Source organism: Streptomyces sp. NPDC094034 (assembly GCF_040303865.1).
Lineage (GTDB): Bacteria > Actinomycetota > Actinomycetes > Streptomycetales > Streptomycetaceae > Streptomyces.
This window is the reverse complement of sequence record NZ_JBEOUD010000025.1, coordinates 1-21,128: the sequence shown is the minus strand read 5'-3', so window position 1 is coordinate 21,128 and position 21,128 is coordinate 1. Positions and strand designations below refer to the sequence as shown.

Sequence of the window (21,128 nt, the reverse complement as noted above, 5' to 3'; positions counted from 1 at the left end):
TACCGCGATCCCGGGCGGGTCAGCTCTCGTCCGGAGCCAGCCGCAGCGAGATGCTGTTGATGCAGTACCGCTGGTCCGTCGGGGTCGGGTAGCCCTCGCCCTCGAAGACATGGCCGAGGTGCGAGCCGCAGCGTGCGCAGCGGACCTCGACGCGGACCATGCCGTGGGAGCGGTCCTCGATCAGCTCGACCGCGTCCGTGTCCTTCGGGTCGTAGAAGGACGGCCAGCCGCAGTGCGACTCGAACTTCGTGTCGGAACGGAAGAGATCGGCGCCGCACGCGCGGCAGGAGTAGACGCCGGTCGTCTTGGTGTCCGTGTATTCGCCGGTGAAGGCGGGCTCGGTGCCGGCCTTGCGGAGTACCTGGTACTCCGCGTCGGTCAGCTCCGCGCGCCACTGCTCGTCCGGCTTGTCGATGTCGTACGGCATGCGCTCTCCTCAGTCGGTCGGACGGGCCCGGCTGCCCCGGCGGGTCAGTCCCCGAGCCGGGCCAGGATGTCGGGACCGAGGTCTGTGACATCGCCCGCGCCCATGGTGAGAACGAGATCACCGGGGTGTGCCATTCCCGCGACCGCCTCGGGCACGGATCCCTTGTCGTGGACGGCGGTGACGGTGGCGCCCGCCGCCTCGGCCGCGTCGGTGATCAGGGCGCTGGTGACGCCGGGCAGCGGGTCCTCGCGGGCCGGGTAGATGTCCAGCACCAGCGAGGCGTCGGCGAGGGCCAGGGCCTGGCCCATCTCCGTGCCCAGCTCCTGCGTACGGGAGAACAGATGCGGCTGGAACACCACCAGTAGCCGGGAGCCGGGGGCCGCCGCGGCCCGCATCGCCTCCAGGTCAGCGGTCATCTCGGTGGGGTGGTGCGCGTACGAGTCGATCACCTGCACGCCCGCGGCCTCGCCCTTGAGCTGGAGGCGGCGCTTGACCCCGGTGTACGCGCCGAGCGCGGAGGCCAGATTGTGCGCCGGGATACCGAGGGCGACACCGGCGGCGAGGGCGGCGACCGCGTTGTGGGCGTAGTGCCGGCCGGGGACCGAGACGGTGAAGGTCAGGAAGCGGCCGTCGAGCAGTACGGTGACCTCGCTGGTCAGACCGCGTGCGGTGACCTTGTGGACGCGGATGTCGGCGCTCTGGGCCGCTCCGTAGGTGACGACCTTGAGCGCGCTCGAAGCCCGGACCCGGGAGGCCAGCTCGACGGCGCCGGGCTGGTCGGCGGCGATCACCAGCGTCCCGCCGGGGACGATCTTGCCGGTGAACGCCTCGAACGACTCGTAGATCTCGTCCATCGACGCGTAGTTCGCGTGGTGGTCCAGCTCGACATTGAGGACGATCGCGACCTCGGGGTCGTACTTCTGGAAGCTGCGGTCGCTCTCGTCCGCCTCGGCGACGAAGATCTCACCCTCGCCGTGCCGGGCGTTCGTACCGGGCCCCGCGAGATCGCCGCCGATGGCGTAGGAGGGGTCGAGGCCCAGTTCGGTGAGGGCGACGGCCAGCATGGAGGTCGTGGTGGTCTTGCCGTGGGTGCCGGCGACGGCGATCGCGCGCAGTCCGCCCATCAGCGAGGCCAGCGCGTCGGAGCGGTGCACGACGGGGACGGAGAGCTCGGCGGCGCGGGCCAGCTCGGGGTTGTCGGCCCGGATCGCGCTGGAGACGACCACGCACGAGGCGTCGTCCGCGAGGTGCTCCGCGGCATGGCCGATATGCACGGTGGCCCCCAGCGCCCGCAGTGCCTCGGCGGTCTCCGACTCCTTCGCGTCGCTGCCCGCGACCTTGGCACCACGCTGGGCGAGGATCTTGGCGATACCCGACATTCCGGCGCCGCCGATACCGATGAAGTGCGGCCGTTCCATGGCTGCGGGGATACCGGGTGCCGGTGCCATACGTGTTCTCTCCCAAGGTGCAGGCGGGCCCAGGACGCGGGCGGGGTACAGCGTGCAGCTGTAGCGGTGCCAGCTTATTCGCTGTGCGCGAAGAGTTTGAGCACCGGTACGCCGACCTTGTGCCGCGCCCGGGACGCCCAGTCCCGGTGGAAGAACTCCTCCACGTAGTGCGGCTCGGTGAGCACGATCACCTCGTCGGCCCCGGCTTCGTCCACCACCTCTTTGAGCCGGTCGAGCGGATGCTCCTCGACGACCTGGCCGGTGGCCGCGGAGCCCTGGCCGCGCAGCAGCGCCAGCGAGTGTTCGAGGGCGAGTTCGGCGGGCTGTCTGGCCGCCTTGCCCTCGGGCACCTCGTCCTCCCTGGCCGCGTCCCGCAGCTCGCCGATCGCGATGTCGTCGATGGCGCGCAGCAGCAGATCGGCCTGGTCGCCACGCGGCTGCATGAGCACCACGAACGAGATCTCCTCGTCACCGTGGAGGGTGGTGACGAACTCCACGTCCTGCGACGACAGGGGCTTCTCGATCATCAATACGCTTGTGAACACGACAGGCGCCCTTCTTCCTCCAGGGCCGTGCGGCCCCCTGCTGAAACCATCCTTCCCCGTGCCCGCACGGGGTCCATGGGGTTAAGTCTGCCCAGCGGAAGCTAACCGGAACGACAAATTCCGCTGATTGTCAGACACACGGGTGCCGGGTGGATCAGACGCGCCGGTACCGGGTGAAGAGGAACCCGTCCTGCTCCAGCAGCGACGCCAGCGCGAACCGTTCGGGCACGGCCGGAGCCGGTCCGCCCGTGATGCGCTGCGCGTACCCCGAAGTGAGCATCGGAGACACGGTCAGACAGAGTTCGTCCAGTGATCCCGCCGCCACGAACTGCCCGAGCAGCCGCGGTCCGCCCTCGGTGAGCAGCCGGACCAGTCCGCGATCCGCCAGGGCGCGTACGACACGCTCCGGGTCCGCCCCGGCGCCGTCCCCGGCGATCACCACCTCCGCGCCCGCCTTCTCCGCCGCGAGGATCCGCTCCGCGGGCGCCGCCGCGCCTGTCAGCACGAGCGTCGGGACGAGGGCGGCGGTGAACAGCGGCAGCGAGAAGTCCAGCTCCAGACTCGCGCTGACCACGGCGATCGCGGGCGCGGGCCGCTGGCCGGCCGCCGCCCGGCGCCCGGCGAAGGCCTCGCGGGCGCGGGCCGGCCGGTACTCCTCCTGGCGAACCGTTTCCGCACCCACCACCACCGCATCGGCGAGCGCCCGCAGAGTGCCGAAGACGCGCATGTCGGCAGCGCAGGAGATGGACTGCGAACGGCCCTCGTGGTGGGCGGCGCCGTCCAGCGTGGACACCATGTTGGCGCGCAGCCAGGGCCGCGCGCCCCCGTCGGCCCCGGTACCGGCGCCGGTGCCGGCGGGGTACGCGTAGGCGTCCGCCAGCTCGTCGAGCGTCCATTCGCGGTCCACGCCGGACACAACCGCCGATTCCCCTCCGGAAGCCGCGGCGGAGGGTGTCTGATCGGTCACAGGGAACAGGCGTCGCATGCGAAGCAGTCTGGCATGGCGCATAGAGTTACGAACTGTGTCGTCCTCCACCGCGGCGTCCGGCCGTCAGTCGATAACCGAAGCGGCCCCGCTCTCCCTCTGCGCACGTGAGCCACGTGTCCCCGCCGACCGGCTGGTCGCGGAGATGGTGCCGCCGCCGCGCTTCGACTCCGTACGGTTCGACACGTACGTACCCGACCCCCAGCAGCCCAGCCAGACCGAGGCGATCTCCGTCCTGAGCGCGTTCGCGGCGGGGCTCGGCGGGGCGCACCCGGCCGGCGGCGGACACGGCAAGCGGCGCTGGTTCGCCAGAAAGCCGGCGGCGCCCACCGGACCGCGGGGGGTCTATCTGGACGGCGGTTACGGTGTCGGCAAGACACATCTGCTGGCGTCCCTCTGGCACGCCACCCCCGCCATGCCGGGGCAGAAGGCCTTCGGCACCTTCGTGGAGCTGACCAATCTGGTCGGCGCGCTGGGTTTCCAGGAGACCGTACGGACACTCAGCGGCCATCGGCTGCTCTGCATCGACGAATTCGAGCTGGACGATCCGGGCGACACGGTCCTCGTCTCCTCCCTGCTCGGCAAGCTGGTCGACGCGGGCGTCGCACTCGCCGCGACCTCGAACACCCTGCCGGGCAAACTCGGCGAGGGCCGGTTCGCCGCCGCGGACTTCCTCCGCGAGATCCAGGGCCTGTCGGCGCGGTTCCGCCCGCTGCGCATCGACGGCGAGGACTACCGGCACCGCGGGCTGCCCGCCGCTCCCGCGCCGTACTCCGACGAAGAGGTGACCCGGGCCGCGTACGCGACCGAGGGCGCCAGCCTGGACGACTTCCCCGGCCTGCTCGAACATCTCTCCCGGGTCCATCCGAGCCGGTACGGAGCGCTCACGGACGGGGTGCGGGCCGTCTGTCTCACGGACGTCTCGCCGGTGCCCGACCAGTCGACCGCGCTACGGCTGGTCGTCCTCGCGGACCGGCTGTACGACCGGGAGGTGCCCGTCCTCGCCTCGGGGCTCCCCTTCGACCGGCTGTTCAGCGAAGAGATGCTGAACGGCGGCTACCGGAAGAAATACTTCCGGGCGATCTCACGGCTGACGGCGCTGGCGCGGGACGCGAAGGGGCTGGTCGCCCAGTAGGTTCGGAGCCGCGACTCGCGGTGCGGTGACGCCGCCGCACCGCAGAGCCCTGACACGTCGAAGCCTCGCCATCGCACGTCATCGCATCCGCTGTACTCACACCCGTATCACCAAGACCAAGCAGAAGGGTTCCACCATGGCCACCACGCGCCAGGCGCACACGGTCTGGGAGGGCAACCTCCTCCAGGGCACGGGCACCGTCACCTTCGACTCCTCCGGCATCGCCGACCAGGCGGTCTCCTGGCCCTCCCGCGCGGAGGCGGCGAACGGCAAGACCAGCCCGGAGGAGCTGATCGCCGCGGCCCACTCCAGCTGCTTCTCGATGGCGCTCTCCAACGGTCTCGCGAAGGCCGGCACGCCGCCGACCAGGCTGACCACCCAGGCCGACGTCACCTTCCAGCCCGGCACGGGCATCACCGGTATCCACCTCACCGTTCAGGGCGAGGTCCCCGGTATGGACGCCGCGGACTTCGAGAAGGCGGCCGAGGACGCCAAGGTGAACTGCCCGGTCAGCCAGGCGCTCACCGGCACGACCATCACGCTGAGCGCGTCGCTGGTCTGACGCGGCACCCGAGGCGGCGCTGACCCGCGTGATTCACGTGTCGCACGACATGTGGCACACACACGCGGGTCACGTCGCCTGTCCGCCGGGGACCACGTTCGCGGTGAGCGGTCCCTGGCGGGAGTAATCCCCGGCGGCGTCAGCGGTCGCAGAACGCGGCGATCCGACGCACCCTCTAAGAAGCCGACCTGAGGGGTGCGCCGTGGCCAAGAAGGACAGAAAAGCCGGACAGCGGAAACAGCCGCCGCCGCTGCGTGAGCTGCTGCGCATCCCCGAGGGCGAGCCCGTCGACCTCTCCTCGTACGATTCCCGCGCCACCCCTGGCGGCCCGGAGAACAAGGCGGCGGCGCTGGCCGCCATCCCTCCGCTGGCCCAACGCCTGGCCGGTCTCCAGGACCGGCTGTACGCGGCCAGCACGGCGGGCGACCGGCGCCGGGTGCTGCTGATCCTCCAGGGCACGGACACCAGCGGCAAGGGCGGCACGATCAAGCATGTGATCGGCCATTTCAACCCGGCGGGCTGCCGGGTCAGGGCCTTCAAGACCCCGACCGCGGAGGAGCGGAGCCACCCCTTCCTGTGGCGGGTCAGACGGGCGCTGCCCGAGCCGGGCGAGATCGGGATCTTCGACCGTTCGCAGTACGAGGACGTCCTGATCGCCCGCGTGAGGGAACTGGTCCCCCGGCGCGATCTGGGCCGCCGCTACGGCCAGATCAACCGCTTCGAAGAGGTGCTCGCCGAGAACGGCGTGACGATCGTGAAGGTCTTCCTCCACCTCGGCCATGACGAGCAGCGTGACCGTCTCCTGGCCCGGCTCGACAACCCGGACAAGCACTGGAAGTTCAGCCCGTCCGACATCGAGGACCGCGCCCTGTGGCCCGACTACCGGGAGGCCTACGAGCTGGCCCTGTACCGCTGTTCGACGCCGGCCGCCCCCTGGTACCTGGTCCCGGCGGACCGCAAGTGGTACCGCAACTGGGCGATCAGCACGCTGCTGCTCGAACATCTGGAGGCGCTGGACCCGGCTTATCCGGGGGCCGACTTCGATGTCGAGGAGTGCCGCCAGGAGCTGCTGGCGGCGGGCTGATCCCGAGCGAGACCCTACGGGGCGACTTCGGTGTGGGCGAGTGCCGTGCGACCGTTCCGGGCGGATCATCATATATTTTCCGTGAGTGACCACATATGTACGCATTCTCGCCATTGCCGCCATTCTGGGCGCCTCCCTCGCCGGTTGCGCCGACGGCGCCGGCAAGGCCGTGATCTCCGGCTCCTCCGGCGCGCGCGCCGCCGCGACGTCCCCTTCCGCGGCGGTACGGACACCGCCGACCCTGGCCCCCGGTCCCGGCGGGCTGACCCCGGTCTTCAAGCGCGGGAACCCGGCCGCGGGCAAGACCGTGGCGCTCACCTTCGACGCCGACATGACGGCGGATCAGGGCACGCGGGCGGCGCGCGGCGAGCGGTTCGACAACCCCTCGCTGATCGCCCTGCTGCGCAGGCTGGAAGTGCCCTCGACGGTCTTCATGACGGGCCGCTGGGCCGAGGAGTACCCGACGCAGGCGAAGGCGATCGGCGAGGATCCGCTCTTCGAGATCGCCAACCACTCCTACAGCCACCACGCCTTCACGGCCGACTGCTACGGGCTGCCGCGAGTGGGCGAGACGAAGATGAACGAGGACGTGCAGCGGGCCTTCACGGCGTTCCGGGACGCCGGGGCGCGCAATGTGGTGCCGTACTTCCGCTTCCCGGGCGGCTGCTACGACGACACGGCGCTGCGGGCACTGGCGCCCTCGAAGGTGACCGCGGTCCAGTGGGACGTCGTCAGCGGCGACGCCTTCGCCACCGACGCGGACGCGGTCGCGCAGCAGGTGCTGGCGGGTGTGAAGCCCGGGTCGCTGGTGGTGATGCACTGCACGCGCAGCGCGGCGCCGGTGACGGAGGACGCCGTACAGCAGATCGTCCCCGAGCTACGGAAGCAGGGCTACCGGTTCGTCAAGGTCTCCGAGCTGATGAGCCACTGACCGCGCGCGGGCCCGCCACCGCGGCCACCGCCGGCCCACGCCCCGCGGGCGCGTCGCCGTGGCGGGCCCCGTCCCGGTCAGTGCGCGGCGGCCTTCTGCGGGGTGGCCTCGCTCGGCCGGACGATGACGAAGCCCTCGCCCTGGAGCATCAGCTGGACGGCCTCGCCCGAGCCGCCGCGGATCATCGAACCGACGGACTGCGAACGGTGCAGCGAGGTGGACAGCTGCGCACTCCATCCGACGACCGCGTCGGTGTCGACGTACACCGGGGCCTGGCCCGTGACGGGGATCACGATGGGGTCGCCCTCGCATATGACGCCGAGCTTCCCGTAACCGGTGAAGAGGCTGTTGAAGAGTCCGCCGCCGGTCATCCCGGCGCCCTTCACCGTCTTGATCTCGTACGAGAGGGTTGGATCGAAACAGAGCACATTGCGGCCGTTGATGGTGAGCGCGTCGCCCTGCTCGATATCGACGATGAAGCAGTGGGCGGCGTCCTGCGCGAACCATGCCTCGCCCTGGCCCTTGACGGTCATCAGCGGCAGGCCCTCGCCCGTGACGGCGCGCTTGAGCATGCCGCCGATGCCCTGGCCCTTGCGTTCGAACTGGAGGCTGCCGCGGAAGGCGATCATGGATCTCTGCCGCGCGTACATCTCGCCCTGGAGCGCGTATTTGATCGACTTGGAGTTCTGTAGCGTCATCCCGGGGGCGGCGGCCGGCTGCGCCAGGTACTCGGCGGAAAAGAGATCGCTCTTCATGCCGTGCATACTCGCCCGGACGCACCCGTTCCGCCAAGAAAGGTTTGCCCAAGAAATCCGGCCGGGAAAGCGGGTCCTGCGCTGCTGGCAGACTGGACCGGTGAGCAGTGACATGAGCGACAGCGGCGACGGCGTGCCCGACCGGACCTCCCACGACGAGGCCCCCCAGTTCGTACTGCCGCTGGTGGTCCGGATCGAGAAGGCCGCTCCGCCCGCCCGTACCGACGCCCTGGAGACGGCCGCCCGCGCGGTGCTCGTCATGCTCTCCGACGAGCGGTCGGTGGGGGAGGGCGAATGGGCGCGGGCCATGCGCGACTGGCAGGACGCCCGGATCCGCAAGGTGGTGCGGAGGGCGCGCGGCGCGGAGTGGCGCCGCGCCTCCGCGCTCCCCGGGCTCACGGTCCTGGGCGAGGGACCCAGGACGGACACGGCGTCCGCCGCCGAGGTGCGGGTCTTCCCGCCCGTCCCGCTCGACGGCTGGCCCAAGGAGCTGGCGAAGCTCCAGGTCTCCGGGACCGAACTGGCCGACGCCGAGGCGCCGCCCGCGCCGGACCCGGCGCTGCCCGTGCTCTGGTTCAGCCCCGATCTGGACATGTCGGCGGGCAAGGCCATGGCCCAGGCCGGACACGGCGCCCAACTCGCCTGGTGGGAGCTGTCGGAGACAGAGCGCAAGGCATGGCGTGAGGCCGGCTTCCCGCTCGCCGTACGTACCGCGGGCGCGAGGCGCTGGCGCGAACTGACCGCCAGTGGACTGCCGGTGGTCCGTGATGCCGGATTCACCGAGATCGCACCCGGCTCGTGCACCGTGGTCGCTGATCATCCGGCGCTGCGCGGCTGAACACCGCGGCCGGACCGTACGTATCTGCCAGTACCGCGACGCGGGTTGAACCGGCGGCGAGGCCGACGGTCGGGTCAGCGGGGTCGGAATTCGGCTCGGGAGGCAGCACATTGTTGCGACGCATCAACGGTACGGCGCTCATCATCGCGGCACTGGTCGTCACGGTCGGGGCCCTGGCCTTCCCCGTATGGTCCTACGCCGACCGCTCCGGCACCGGTCAGGCGAACCTCAACGCGTCCAGCGTGGCCACCCAGTGGGGCCCGCTCTCCGCGACCGACCGCGATCTTCTGGTGAAGGTGCGGCTGGCTGGGCTCTGGGAGCTGCCCGCCGGGCAGCAGGCCATCGAACGCGCCCCCAGCCAGGCGGTCAAGGAGTGCGGTGACCATCTGGTCGTCGGCCATACCGATCTCGACAAGCGGGCCCGCGATGTCGCGGCGAAGCTCGGGGTCGAGCTGCCGAACCAGCCGAACGAGCAGCAGCAGGGCTGGCTGAGAGAGCTGTCGGCGGCCACCGGCCAGGAGTACGAGCGGAAGTTCGCCAATCTGCTGCGCAATGCCCACGGCAAGGTCTTCGCGCTGATCGCGCAGGTCCGGCACACCACCAGAAACACACTGATACGGCAGCTGGCGAGCGACGCCAACCAGACGGTCCTGGACCACATCACGATGCTGGAGGCCACCGGCATGGTCGACTTCGACGCTCTCGCCAACGAGGCGGCGGGCACCATGACGGCCAGCCCGACCGGACCGCCACCCCCGAACGGGAACCTGCCGCCCGCGCCGGACGCCGTGGCGCCCACCGGCAACGACACCTTCACCTCCCGGCCCTCCACCCAGCCGGGCGCACCGACGGCGATCAACACCGACCGGCCGGCGCCGGGAACCGACCCGTAGAGCTCGGTCCGGTCATCCGGATCCGGTCCGCGCGGAACCGTCCGGATCCCGTCCGCACGGCACCATCCGCTTCCGGTCCGCGCGGAACCCGCTCGCGCGTGGGGGAACCTCAAATCAACCTCTGAACGTCCCCCTCTGCGGATTCACCGGCGCGCCACGGGGTCATCACCTCCAGACCGCGCCCGTCGCGGACAGCGGACAGCGGAAGACCTCGGACACCGAGGAGGGGGAGCCATGAACGGCACACCACCACAGCTGGGGATCGGCATCGGCTGGCGCCCGGAGATCGCGGACACCGTCGAGGCCCTGCCCGGCATCGACTGGGTCGAGGCCGTCGCGGAGAATCTCTGCCCCGGCCATCTGCCCGACTCGCTGGTACGGCTGCGGGAACGGGGTGTCACCGTCGTACCGCACGGGGTCTCGCTCGGCCTCGGCGGAGCGGAGCGTCCGGACGCGGGGCGGCTCGCGGATCTCGCGGAGCGCGCCGAGGCCCTTGGCTCCCCGCTGGTCACCGAGCACATCGCGTTCGTACGGGCCGGCGGGGCGCTCACCGCGTCCCCCGTCCTGGAAGCCGGTCATCTGCTGCCGGTCCCGCGCACCCGGGACGCCCTGCGCGTGCTCTGCGAGAACATCCGGATCGCCCAGGACTCGCTCCCCGTGCCGCTCGCCGTGGAGAACATCGCCGCGCTGATCAACTGGCCGGACGAGGAGATGAGTGAGGGGCAGTTCCTCGCGGAGCTGGTCGGGCGCACGGGCGTACGGCTGCTGATCGATGTCGCCAATCTGCACACCAACAAGGTGAACCGGGGCGAGGACCCCGCGAAGGCCCTGGACGAACTGCCGGTCGAGGCCATCGCGTACGTCCATGTGGCGGGCGGGATCGAGCGCGACGGGGTCTGGCACGACACCCACGCGCACCCGGTCACCCCGCCGGTGCTGGACGTACTGTCCGAGCTGCGCGCCCGGGTCGCCCCGCCGGGCGTCCTGCTGGAACGGGACGACGATTTCCCGCCCGCGGCGGAGCTGGCAGGCGAACTCACCACGATCCGGGAGACGATCATCGCCACGACCGCCACGACCGCGCGACCGGCGGCGCGTGCGGGGGCGCGTGCGGGGGCGCACGCGCGGGCAGGGGCGGGAGCGGGGATTACCGGAGAGCGGTGGGCGAGCAACACCGACGCCGCCCGCGGCCGGCTCGCGCTGAGCGAGACCGCGCTGCTCTCCTCCCTGGTCGCCGGTACGCCCGTCCCCGAAGGATTCGACCCGCGGCGGCTGCGGGTGCAGAGCCGCGCCCTCGCCGCCAAACGCGCCGGGGTCGTCGCCAAGGTCGCCCCCGAGCTGCCGGAGATCCTCGGCAAGGGCTTCCGCCCGGCGTTCCTGGCGTACGCCGCGCGCACACCCATGCGCGCCGGATACCGCAGGGACGCGCTCGACTTCGCCGAGAGTCTGCTGATCGAGGGGCGGCCCGAGGACTCCGCCGCCCGGCGACGGCTGACCCTCTGGTGGCGTGAGCGGGCCGCCGCGCAGCCACCGCGCCGGACGACCCGTCTCCTGCGTGTGGCCCGCGCCGCGCTGGCCGGGAGGTGAGGGGCGGTGACGACGGTCCTCCTCACCGCGATCACTCTCGCGGTCGCCCTCTCCTCCGTCCTGCTGATCACCGGGGTGGTCCGGTCCCGTGCCCGGGTGACCGGGACGCCGGCCGTCCATGACGTGTGGGAGGCCGCGTTCCTCGGCGGCGGTCCCGGCAGGGTCGTGGACGCCGCGCTCGCCGGGATGCGGGCGGACGGCCGGCTGGCCATCGGCGGCCCCGGCATCGTCGCCGTACGCCGGCAGGTCGCCCACCACCCGGTGGAGCGGGCCGTGCTCCAGGAGCACGGCATGGCGCCGACCGGCGCCCTGCACGCGCTGCGCCTCGCGGTGATGCGCGCCCCCGCCGTACAGCAGGTGGGCGACGCGCTCGCGGCGCGCGGGCTGGTGGTGCCGGGCGCGCGGAGGCGCCCGTGGCGTACCTGGGGCGTGATCCAGGGGACGCTCTGCTTCGTCGCCCTGCCCGTGTCGTTCATCGCGGGCGCGCTGGTGACCTTCGGTTCCCTGGAGTTCGGTCCCAGCGGGATGTGGGCGTTCTCTCTGCTGCCGGTCCTGTTCGCGGGCATGATCACGGGGTTCGTCTGCGCGTCTGTCGCCGGGCGGCGGATCACCCGAGCGGGACGGCGGGCGCTGCGCGACTTCGTCGCGCGGCTCTCTTACTCGGCGGCGGACCAGGTCGCGGCGCACGGGGTGAGGGGGGTGCCGGACCCGGAGCTGCGGGAGCGGTTGCGCACCGCCACGCGGATGCGCCCGGGGCGTGACTTCGCACCGGCGGACCATCTGTCCACGGCCGCGGTGACCTGGTGCTACGGCGCCGAGCCCGGCTCGGGGACGGGATGCGGCGGTTCGGGGTCGGGCTGTGGCGCGAGCTCCTGCGGAGGCGGCGGGTCGGACGGGGGCGGCGGAGGCGGCGGCAGCAGTTGCGGCGGGGGCGGCGGCTGTGGGGGTGGCGGCGGCGGAACGTAAGCCTCCGGGCGGGATCGCGCGGTACGGGCGGCACATCCCGTACCGTCCGGCCACTGCTCAGACCCTTCGGAGTGGCCCGACGGCGCATCGGGGTCATAGCGACCGACACCGCGTAGGGATGCTTGTCCGCCCACGCCACTCTGCTGACCCTCTGTCTGCGGATCACCCTCCGATCCGCACGTACGGAAGGGAAAGCGATGAGAGCAGTAGCGAAATACGGGGCGCTGACCACCCTCAGCTCCGTGGTCCTGTCGGCCCTCGTCGTCGTTCCCGTGGACGCCGCCGACGCCGGCGGCGCTCACACCACCACCAGCGCGGCCCGTGGTGTCGCCCGCGCCGCCGAGCGCGCCGCCACCGCCGGCATCACGTTCGGCGCCTGCCCCGCGGCCGAGCGGCTGCCCGACCCCCTCGTCTGCGGCACGGTCGAGGTCCCGCTCGACTACAGCGAACCGGACGGCAGGACGATCAGCCTCACCGTCAGCCGGGTGCCCGCGAGCGGGACTCCGGAGCGACGGCAGGGCGCGCTGGTCTTCAACCCCGGCGGCCCCGGCGCCTCCGGCATGTACTTCCCGATGGTCGCCGAGGTGCCCCACTGGAAGCGGATCGCCGAGGCGTACGACCTCATCGGCTACGCCCCACGCGGAGTGGGCCGGTCCGCCCCGCTCTCCTGCGAGGATCCGGCGGACCACGTCAAAGCCCCGACGCAGTCCCCCGTCCATCCCTCCGCGTCGTACAAACGGGAGCGGATCGCCGAGGCCAAGGCGTACGCGCGAGGCTGTGCCCGCGCCGCCGGCCCCGCGCTCCCCCACTACAACTCCTTGAACAACGCGCGCGATCTGGAGGTGCTGCGCGCGGCGCTCGGTGAGCAGAAGCTGACCTTCATGGGTGCCTCGTACGGGACCTACTTCGGCGCGCTCTACGCGACGCTCTTCCCCTCGCACGTGGCCCGGATGGTCTTCGACTCCGCCGTGAACCCGGACCCCGAGCAGATCTGGTACCGCAACAACCTCGACCAGTCGGTCGCGTTCGAGCGGCGCTGGGAGGACTTTCGTACCTGGGTGGCCAAGCATGACGCGACGTACCACCTGGGTACCGACGCCGAGCAGGTGGCGCAGAGCTACGAGAAGGTACGCGCGGGAGTCGCGCACAAACCGGCCGGCGGCAAGGTCGGGCCGGGCCAGCTCCAGGCGGCGATGCTCGGGGCCGGTTACTACGACGACTACTGGCCGACGCGCGCCGCAGCCCTCTCCGAGTATCTGAAGGGCAATCAGCAGCCGCTGATCGCCCAGGCCTCGCCCCGTCCGGCCGCCGCCGCGGAGAGCGAGAACGCCGGGGCGGTCTATACGGCGGTCGAGTGCAATGACGCGCCCTGGCCCACGGACTTCGCGGTGTGGGACCGCGACAACACCGCGCTGGCGCGGCGCGCGCCGTTCGAGACCTGGGACAACGCCTGGATGAATCTGCCGTGCGCCTACTGGACCGCGCCGCGCGGGCGGCCGGCCGAAGTCCGCGCCACGCCCGGCCAGTTGCCGCCGACGCTGATCCTGGCCGCGGAGCGGGACGCGGCGACGCCGTACGAAGGGGCCCTGGAGCTGCACAAGCGGCTGGCCGGTTCGGCCCTGGTGACCGAGCGGGACGCGGGTACGCACGGGGTGACGGGTGGCGCCAACGCCTGCGCCACCGCCTATCTGGAGGACTACCTGCTGCACGGGAAGGCGCCGGCGCGGGGCGCCGACTGCGCGCCGCACGCGGAGCCCGACCCGGCGTCGCCGCGACCCACCGACCGGCTTGTCGAGCTGCGCAGACGGCTCAATCCGGGTATTCGTCTCTGAACGTTCGCGAGCACCACGCGCACGCGGGGCCCGGATGTCGTGGGCACGGCGTCGCCCGGTCCGCGTCGCGTCGCTGCCCCGCCTCGCCGCGCCTATCGTGAAGGACACGGCAGGAGACACAGCATCGGTGGCGTCGAGGCGAGACAGACGTGACGGAACCGGAGATCGACTACAAGGCGGTGTTCCAGGCCCTTCCCGGGGCGGTGGTGCTGCTGACCCCGGAGCTGCTCTACCTGGACGTCAACGAGGAGTTCCTGCGGCAGATGGGCCGCACCCGCGAGCAGGCCGCCGGCGGCCGCTTTCTGGGGGACGATTTCGCCCACAGTCCGAACGACCCGGGCGCGGCCGTGGTGCGCAACGTCGTCGCATCACTGCGCCGGGTGGCGGAGACAGGTGAGCGCGAGACCATGGAGCTGCAACGCTACGACGGGGAGGACCCCGAGCAGCCCGGAACGCGGTACGTGCGGTACTTCAGCATGATCAACACGCCCGTCTTCGGCCCGGACGGGCGGATGGCACTGCTGATGCACCGGGTGGAGGACGTCACCGAACTCATCCGCGCCCGCGAGGTGGCGCTGAGCCTGCAAGAGGCGATGCTGCCCACTCCCCGCTGCCTCGGGAACCATGCGTGGGCCGCACGCTACCGGCCCGCCATCGACACGCTGGAGGTGTGCGGTGACTGGTACGACCTGGTCGACCTGGACGGCGACCGCGCCGCGGTCGCCGTCGGCGATGTCGTCGGCCACGGGCTGCCCGCCGCCCAGGTCATGGGGCAACTGCGCAGCGCGCTGAGCGCCGCCTCCCGCAGCACCGACGGACCCGCCAGGGCCCTGGAAGTCCTGGGGCTGTACGCCCGTTCCGTCGAGGGTGCCGAGAACACCACCGCGGCCGGCGCGTTCATCGACTGGGACACCCGCACCATCACCTACAGCAGCGCCGGCCACCCTCCGCCGGCGCTGCTGCGCGGCGACGGCACCGTCGAGTTCCTGGACCGGGCCACGGATCCCCCGCTGGGTGCCCGCCCCGAGCCCGCCCCCCATCCCGAGGCCACCGTGTCCTTCACCGAGGGCTCCGTCCTCGTGCTGTACACCGACGGCCTGATCGAGCGCCGCCACGAAGACATCGACACCGGCCTCGCGCGCCTCGCCCGCTCGCTGGCCCGCCACCGCGCGGCCGACCCCGAAACCCTCGCGGACGCGCTGCTGGCCGACCTCCTCCCGCCGGGCGGCGTGACCGACGACACCGCCCTGGTCATCGTGCGCCTATGACCCCGCCGGTGCTGTCCGACGACCAGGCGCCTCGCCCGGTCGTCGGACCCTTCTCCGTGCCGGCTCTGGCTATGGAGGCAGGAGTTACGCGAGTCCCGCCACGAGGTCGGCGACCGACTTACGGCGTCCCGTGAAGAACGGGACCTCTTCCCGGACGTGCATCCGGGCCTCGGAGCCGCGCAGATGGCGCATCAGGTCGACGATCCGGTAGAGCTCGTCGGCCTCGAAGGCCAGCACCCACTCGTAGTCGCCGAGCGAGAACGAGGCAACCGTGTTGGCGCGCACATCGGGGTAGCCGCGGGCCATCTTCCCGTGGTCGGCCAGCATCCTGCGGCGGTCCTCGTCGGGCAGCAGGTACCAGTCGTAGGACCGTACGAAGGGGTAGACGCTCACATAGTCACGGGGCGTCTCGTCGGCCAGGAAGGCCGGTACGTGCGACTTGTTGAACTCGGCGGGGCGGTGCAGCGCCATGTTCGACCAGACCGGCTCCAGCCGCCGTCCGAACCGGGTGCGCCGGAAGCGGTTGTACGCGTCCTGGAGTTCATCGGCGGTCTCCGCGTGCCACCAGATCATGACGTCGGCGTCCGCGCGCAGCCCGGACACGTCGTACGTGCCGCGAACGGTGACATCCTTGGCGCCGAGCTGGTCGAACAGCTCCTGGACCTCGTCCGCGAAGCCGGTCCGGTCCTCCGGCAGCACATCGCGCAGCTTGAAGACGGACCACAGCGTGTAGCGGATGACCTCGTTGAGGTCCTTGGCCTTCTTGCCCGCGTTCGGGGTCTTCTCTGGTGCAGCAGTCATGCGGCTATTCTCCCGCGCCCCGCCCCGCGCCCCGCGCCGGGGTCGACGTGGCGATGATCTCGTCGGCTGCGCGCCGGGCCGACGCGACGCACGCCGGGATACCGACGCCGTCGTACGCGGCCCCGCACAGCCGCAGCCCCGGGAGCTTGGCGACGGCCTCGCGGACCCGGTTGATCCTGGCCTGGTGGCCGACGGGGTATTGCGGCAGGCCATCGATCCAGCGGGTCACTTCCGTGGCCACCGGCTTCGCGGTGAGCCCGACCGCGTCGCCGAGGTCGCGCAGCGAGACACCGACGAGTTCGGCGTCCTCGCGCTCCAGTCGCTCCTCCTCGCCGTACCGTCCGATGGAGGTACGGAGGACGAAGAGGCCGGGAGCGGCGTCCGCGACCCACGCCCACTTCCGGGTGGAGAAAGTCGACGCCTTGATCGTGCGGCCGTCGACAGGCGGTACGAGGAAGCCGCTGCCCTCGGGCATCGCCCCGAGATCAGCGCGCCGGAACGCCATCGTGACCAGCGCCATCGACGCGTACTCGATCCCGGCGAGTTCGGTGGCGGCTGCCGGGGACTCGTCGGAGAGCAGCGCCGAGGCGGACCAGGCGGGGGTGGCGAGCACCACGCCGTCGGCGGGCAGCTCGCCTCGCTCGGTACGGATCAGCCAGCCGTCGGGGGTGCGCCGGAGGCCGAGGACCGGCGTGTCGACGAGGATCTCGCCGCCGCCCGCCCTTACGGCGTCCGCGACGGCGCCGGGCAGGGTGCCCACACCGCCCGCGATGCCCGCGAAGACCGCGCCCGGCACCGCGCCGTCGCGCTGCTTGGCCGCGGTCGTGGCCTGGAGGTCGCGCACACCCGCCAGCAGGGAGTCATGGGTCCTGGCCAGATCGAAGAGCTGCGGAACGGCCGCCTTCATGGAGATGCGGTACGCGTCGCCCGCGTAGACCCCGCCGAGCAGCGGTTCCACCAGCCGGTCGACGACCTCGCGGCCCAGCCGCTCGGCGACGTACTCGCCGACCGAGACATCGTCGCCGACCTCGGTCGGCGGCAGTTCCGGTTCGCGGGCGATCCGGGCGAGCCCTTCGTCGGAGAGCAGCCCGGCGAGGGCGGCCGGGTCGCCCGGCACACCCATCACATGGCCCTTGGGCATGGGCCGCAGCTCCCCGCGCGTCCACACCGACGCGGTGGTGGCGGTGGGCGGCTGGAGCAGTTCGCCGAGGCCGACGGCCTCGGCCAGATCAACGGCCTCGGGCCGCCGCGCGAGCATCGACTCGGCCCCGAGGTCGACCGGAGCGCCCTCGATCTCGCCGGTCCGCAGCTTGCCGCCGAGCCGGTCGGTGGCCTCCAGCAGTGTCACCCGGATCCCGGCGCCCAGCAGCCGGTGCGCCGCGGCCAGACCGGCGATACCGCCCCCGATGACGACGACATGGCCCGTATGCGTGTCCAGGTGCTGCGCGCTCGACTCCATGCCCCCACTCTCTCAAACCGGTTGGGACGGTCCATAACGAGTCCCGACCGTGACCGCTTCGGGACCGTGGACGGGCATCCGTGCCCGGCCCTCGCGCGTCGAACCGGCATCACACTCTTCTCAACCGTTTCTGGGGGGCCGATATGCGCGCGACACCACTGTTCGCGGCAGCACTACTCACCGTCTCGCTCGCACTCGCCGGATGCAGCGCTTCCGGTGGCAGTGACAATGCGTCGACGGCGGACAGCGCCGCGAAACCGGCTCAGGAGCGGCAGGCGGACGCGGCGGACACCGCGTCGGGGGCCGGTGCGCCGGCGTCCGGCAGCGAGGGGACGGACGCCGGGCAGCGGCCCGCGACGCCCCGTACGCAGGTGATCCGCACCGCCGAACTCACGGTGCGCGTCAAGAACACGGAGAAGGCGCTCGCCACGGCGCGGGCCGCGGCCGTGAACTCCGGTGGTCTCGTCGAGAACGAGTCCACCGAGCGGGTCCAGGACGGCCATGTGGGCTCGCGCATCGTGCTGCGGGTGCCGCAGGACGCGTACGACGACGTCCTCGCCGAACTGGCGGGCACCGGCACGCTGGTGGCGCGCAAGGCCGACGCCGAGGATGTCACCGACCAGGTGGTCGATGTGAACAGCAGGATCGCCTCGCAGCGGGCGAGCGTCGCGCGCGTACGGGAGTTGATGGACCAGGCGACGACGCTCAGCGATGTGGTCTCGCTGGAGGGAGAGTTGAGCACCCGTCAGGCCGCTCTGGAGGCACTGCTCGCCCAGCAGGCCTCACTCAAGGACCGCACGTCCCTGGCCACCATCACGCTGGAGCTCACCGAGGCTCCGGCCGTCAAGAAGGAGACGAAGAAGAAGGAGGAGGAGGACAGCCCCGGGTTCCTGGACGCGCTGGGCGGCGGCTGGGACGCGCTGACCGCGACCGTGCGGTGGATCGGGGTGGTGGTCGGCGCGGTGGCGCCGTTCGCCGCCGTGCTCGCGGTGCTCTATGTGCCGTGGCGCCTGATACGGGGCCGGCTGCCGCGCCGGCCGGCGGCCGTGTCCGCGTCCTGGCCCACCCCCGCGTCCTCCGCCGCGTCCTCCGCCGCGTCCTCGGCCGCGTCCTCGGCCGGGCCCTCGCACGATCCCGACGCGTCGGCCACCGAGGGGACGCGCGCGGACTGATCCGGATCCGCCCGCGTAGCGTTCCCCGGGAGCACGGCAGCGAGAGGGGCACGCAATGGCGGCGGAGCGCATGGTGGTCATCGGGGGCGATGCGGCGGGCATGTCCGCCGCATCGCAGGCTCGCAGGATGAAGGGCCCGGAGGAGCTGGAGATCGTCGCGTTCGAGCGCGGCCACTTCACCTCGTACTCCGCGTGCGGCATTCCGTACTGGGTGGGCGGGGACGTCTCCGGGCCCGGTGACCTGATCGCGCGTACCCCCGAGGAACACCGCGCACGCGCCATCGATCTCCGGATGCGCACGGAGGCCGTGGAGATCGACGTGGCCGGGCAGCGGGTGCGCGTACGCGATCTCTCCGACGGTACGGAGAGCTGGACCGGCTTCGACAAGCTGGTCGTCGCGACGGGCGCCCGCCCGGTCCGCCCGGCGCTGCCCGGGATCGACGCGCCGGGCGTGCACGGCGTACAGAACCTCGACGACGGGCAGGCGCTGCTGACCACCCTCGGGGGTACGAAGCGCGGGCGCGCGGTCGTCGTCGGCGCGGGATATATCGGTGTGGAGATGGCGGAGGCGCTGCTGAAGCGCGGCTATCAGGTCACCGTCGTCCACAACGGGGACCAGCCGATGGCGACACTCGACCCCGACATGGGCCGGCTGGTCCATGAGGCGATGGACGGACTGGGCATCACCACGGTGGGCGGCACGACGGTCACCGGCGTACGCACCGGCGCGGACGGCCGGGTGCGCGCCGTGGTCACCGACGCCGCCGAGTATCCGGCCGATGTGGTGGTGCTCGGTATCGGTGTGGAGCCGGAGACCACCCTCGCCCGCGCCGCGGGGCTGCCCCTCGGGCCGCACGGCGGGCTGCTCACCGATCTGGCGATGCGGGTGCGCGGCCACGAGAACATCTGGGCGGGCGGGGACTGCGTGGAAGTCCTCGACCTGGTCTCGGGCTCGACCCGGCATATCGCGCTGGGCACCCACGCGAACAAGCACGGTCAGATCATCGGCGCGAACGCCGGCGGCGGCTACGCCACCTTCCCCGGGGTGGTCGGCACGGCCGTCAGCAAGGTCTGCGATCTGGAGATCGCCCGGACCGGGCTGCGGGAGAAGGACGCACGCCGGGCGGGCCTCCAGTTCGTCACCGCGACCATCGAGTCCACCAACAGCGCCGGTTACTACCCCGGCGCCGCCGTCATGACGGTGAAGATGCTCGCGGAGCGCCGTACGGGCCGGTTGCTGGGCACCCAGATCGTCGGCCGCGAGGGCGCGGCGAAGCGGGTGGACATCGCGGCGGTGGCGCTGACGGCCGGGATGACGGTGGAGGCGATGACCACCCTGGACCTGGGCTACGCCCCGCCGTTCTCCCCGGTCTGGGACCCGGTGCTGGTCGCCGCGCGCAAGGCGACGACGACCGTCAGGAAGGCGGGGGTATAGCTCGGCAACAGTCAGGGCGTGTCTTCGAAGTAGCGCCGTCCGCCCGCAGGGCGGGCCCGGCGGCGTCCGGTGCGTGCGATCGCAAGGCGGAGGGTCTCCCCCGTACTGGACGTACTGGGGCGACCCGACAACGCGGCGAGCGTGCGTACCAGGCGTCGCCGGGCAGGCGGGACTTCGAAGACACGCCCTAGTCTTCTGAGTCAGGAATTCTGTTCAGATAGCTGGCGAGGCGTTCGAGGATCTCGTCTGCGGTCTTCGTCCAGACGTAGGGCCTGGGGTCGGTGTTCCATGCGGCGATCCAGTTGCGGATGTCCTTCTCCAGGGCCTGCACGGATCGGTGGACGCCTCGCCGTATCCGCTTGTTGGTCAGCTCGGCGAACCAGCGTTCCACCAGGTTGAGCCAGGACGACCCGGTGGGTGTGAAATGCAGGTGGAAGCGGGGGTGGGCCAGCAGCCAGGTCTTGACAGCCGGGGTTTTGTGGGTCGCGTAGTTGTCCAGGACCAGGTGGACGTCCAGGCCCTGCGGGACCTCCTGGTCAAGCTTGAGCAGGAACTTCTTGAACTCCTCGGCCCTGTGCCGGCGGTGGAGGGAGCCGATCACCTTGCCGGTGGCCACCTCCAGTGCGGCGAACAGTGTGGTGGTGCCCGCACGCACGTAGTCGTGGGTGACCCGCTGTGGAACACCCGGCATCATCGGCAGCACCGGCTGGGAGCGGTCCAGTGCCTGGATCTGTGACTTCTCGTCGACGCAGAACACCAGAGCACGCTCGGGCGGGTCCAGATACAGGCCGACGACGTCGTGGACCTTGTCGATGAAGTACGGGTCCGTCGACAGCTTGAAGGTCTCCGAGCGGTGTGGCCGCAGGCCGAACGCCCGCCAGATCCGGGACACGCTCGACTGCGACAGGCCCATCTCCCTGGCCATGGCTCTCGTCGACCAGTGCGTGGCGTTCTTCGGCGTGCTCTCCAGCGTCCTGGCCACAACGGAGGCAACCTGCTCGTCGG

At 71.6% G+C, this 21,128-nt stretch carries 20 protein-coding genes; 12 read left to right on the top strand and 8 right to left on the bottom strand.

Annotated features, from left to right (window positions below):
- Window positions 1–19: 19 nt before the first annotated feature.
- From msrB to ABTZ59_RS21875, 4 genes are all read right to left on the bottom strand, one after another.
- Window positions 20–427: a peptide-methionine (R)-S-oxide reductase MsrB gene (msrB, locus tag ABTZ59_RS21890; protein ID WP_030350719.1), complete on the bottom strand. Its 408-nt coding sequence runs from the start codon at window positions 425–427 to the stop codon at window positions 20–22.
- A gap of 44 nt (window positions 428–471) precedes the next feature.
- Window positions 472–1,875 carry a UDP-N-acetylmuramate--L-alanine ligase gene (murC, locus tag ABTZ59_RS21885; RefSeq protein ID WP_351409255.1) on the bottom strand — a complete coding sequence of 468 codons (1,404 nt, stop codon included), beginning with the start codon at window positions 1,873–1,875 and terminating at the stop codon, window positions 472–474.
- Between the two features lie 74 nt (window positions 1,876–1,949).
- Entirely contained in the window at window positions 1,950–2,420 is a 471-nt protein-coding gene (locus ABTZ59_RS21880; protein ID WP_351409246.1) for an indole-3-glycerol phosphate synthase, read from the bottom strand.
- A gap of 154 nt (window positions 2,421–2,574) precedes the next feature.
- Window positions 2,575–3,405 carry a pyrimidine reductase family protein gene (locus ABTZ59_RS21875; protein WP_351409240.1) on the bottom strand — a complete coding sequence of 277 codons (831 nt, stop codon included), beginning with the start codon at window positions 3,403–3,405 and terminating at the stop codon, window positions 2,575–2,577.
- A gap of 37 nt (window positions 3,406–3,442) precedes the next feature.
- Between ABTZ59_RS21875 and zapE the strand changes: the two genes are divergently transcribed.
- The 4 genes from zapE (at window position 3,443) to ABTZ59_RS21855 (ending at window position 7,117) form a co-directional block, all read left to right on the top strand.
- Entirely contained in the window at window positions 3,443–4,540 is a 1,098-nt protein-coding gene (gene zapE, locus ABTZ59_RS21870; protein WP_351409232.1) for a cell division protein ZapE, read from the top strand.
- Between the two features lie 136 nt (window positions 4,541–4,676).
- On the top strand, window positions 4,677–5,102 hold the full coding sequence (locus tag ABTZ59_RS21865; RefSeq protein ID WP_030350724.1) for an OsmC family protein: 426 nt from the start codon (window positions 4,677–4,679) through the stop codon (window positions 5,100–5,102).
- A 202-nt stretch (window positions 5,103–5,304) separates the two neighbouring features.
- Window positions 5,305–6,186 carry a PPK2 family polyphosphate kinase gene (locus ABTZ59_RS21860; RefSeq protein WP_351409193.1) on the top strand — a complete coding sequence of 294 codons (882 nt, stop codon included), beginning with the start codon at window positions 5,305–5,307 and terminating at the stop codon, window positions 6,184–6,186.
- A gap of 85 nt (window positions 6,187–6,271) precedes the next feature.
- Window positions 6,272–7,117 (top strand): polysaccharide deacetylase family protein, encoded by an 846-nt coding sequence (locus ABTZ59_RS21855; protein ID WP_351409162.1) that lies wholly within the window; start codon window positions 6,272–6,274, stop codon window positions 7,115–7,117.
- 77 nt (window positions 7,118–7,194) lie between these two features.
- On the opposite strand, the gene ABTZ59_RS21850 is transcribed toward ABTZ59_RS21855, so the two are convergent.
- Window positions 7,195–7,872, bottom strand: coding sequence for an AIM24 family protein (locus ABTZ59_RS21850; protein WP_351409142.1), 678 nt, complete (start codon window positions 7,870–7,872; stop codon window positions 7,195–7,197).
- A gap of 112 nt (window positions 7,873–7,984) precedes the next feature.
- On the opposite strand from ABTZ59_RS21850, the gene ABTZ59_RS21845 reads away from it, so the two are divergent.
- From ABTZ59_RS21845 to ABTZ59_RS21820, 6 genes are all read left to right on the top strand, one after another.
- Entirely contained in the window at window positions 7,985–8,710 is a 726-nt protein-coding gene (locus ABTZ59_RS21845) for a peptidyl-tRNA hydrolase (RefSeq protein ID WP_351410173.1), read from the top strand.
- A gap of 113 nt (window positions 8,711–8,823) precedes the next feature.
- Entirely contained in the window at window positions 8,824–9,603 is a 780-nt protein-coding gene (locus tag ABTZ59_RS21840; RefSeq protein WP_351409134.1) for a DUF4142 domain-containing protein, read from the top strand.
- Between the two features lie 234 nt (window positions 9,604–9,837).
- Window positions 9,838–11,190, top strand: coding sequence for an MbnB/TglH/ChrH family RiPP precursor modification enzyme (locus ABTZ59_RS21835; RefSeq protein ID WP_351409126.1), 1,353 nt, complete (start codon window positions 9,838–9,840; stop codon window positions 11,188–11,190).
- Between the two features lie 6 nt (window positions 11,191–11,196).
- Entirely contained in the window at window positions 11,197–12,156 is a 960-nt protein-coding gene (locus tag ABTZ59_RS21830) for a TIGR04222 domain-containing membrane protein (RefSeq protein WP_351409119.1), read from the top strand.
- 197 nt (window positions 12,157–12,353) lie between these two features.
- On the top strand, window positions 12,354–13,988 hold the full coding sequence (locus ABTZ59_RS21825; RefSeq protein WP_351409110.1) for an alpha/beta hydrolase: 1,635 nt from the start codon (window positions 12,354–12,356) through the stop codon (window positions 13,986–13,988).
- A 149-nt stretch (window positions 13,989–14,137) separates the two neighbouring features.
- Window positions 14,138–15,256, top strand: a complete 1,119-nt coding sequence (locus ABTZ59_RS21820; protein WP_351409097.1) for a PP2C family protein-serine/threonine phosphatase — start codon at window positions 14,138–14,140, stop codon at window positions 15,254–15,256.
- An 84-nt stretch (window positions 15,257–15,340) separates the two neighbouring features.
- On the opposite strand, the gene hemQ is transcribed toward ABTZ59_RS21820, so the two are convergent.
- Together hemQ and hemG are read right to left on the bottom strand one after the other, a co-directional pair.
- Entirely contained in the window at window positions 15,341–16,057 is a 717-nt protein-coding gene (gene hemQ, locus ABTZ59_RS21815) for a hydrogen peroxide-dependent heme synthase (protein ID WP_351409086.1), read from the bottom strand.
- Between the two features lie 4 nt (window positions 16,058–16,061).
- Complete coding sequence (gene hemG / locus ABTZ59_RS21810) at window positions 16,062–17,516, bottom strand: protoporphyrinogen oxidase (RefSeq protein ID WP_351409065.1); 1,455 nt, start codon at window positions 17,514–17,516, stop codon at window positions 16,062–16,064.
- 143 nt (window positions 17,517–17,659) lie between these two features.
- On the opposite strand from hemG, the gene ABTZ59_RS21805 reads away from it, so the two are divergent.
- Window positions 17,660–18,688 carry a DUF4349 domain-containing protein gene (locus ABTZ59_RS21805; RefSeq protein WP_351409049.1) on the top strand — a complete coding sequence of 343 codons (1,029 nt, stop codon included), beginning with the start codon at window positions 17,660–17,662 and terminating at the stop codon, window positions 18,686–18,688.
- A 55-nt stretch (window positions 18,689–18,743) separates the two neighbouring features.
- The gene (locus tag ABTZ59_RS21800) at window positions 18,744–20,123 is read left to right on the top strand and encodes an FAD-dependent oxidoreductase (protein WP_351409036.1); all 1,380 of its coding nucleotides are present in this window, start codon (window positions 18,744–18,746) and stop codon (window positions 20,121–20,123) included.
- Between the two features lie 187 nt (window positions 20,124–20,310).
- Here ABTZ59_RS21800 and ABTZ59_RS21795 read toward each other — a convergent pair.
- Window positions 20,311–21,128 (bottom strand): IS630 family transposase (locus tag ABTZ59_RS21795; protein ID WP_351409024.1); only part of this gene is annotated, 818 nt, incomplete at its 5' end.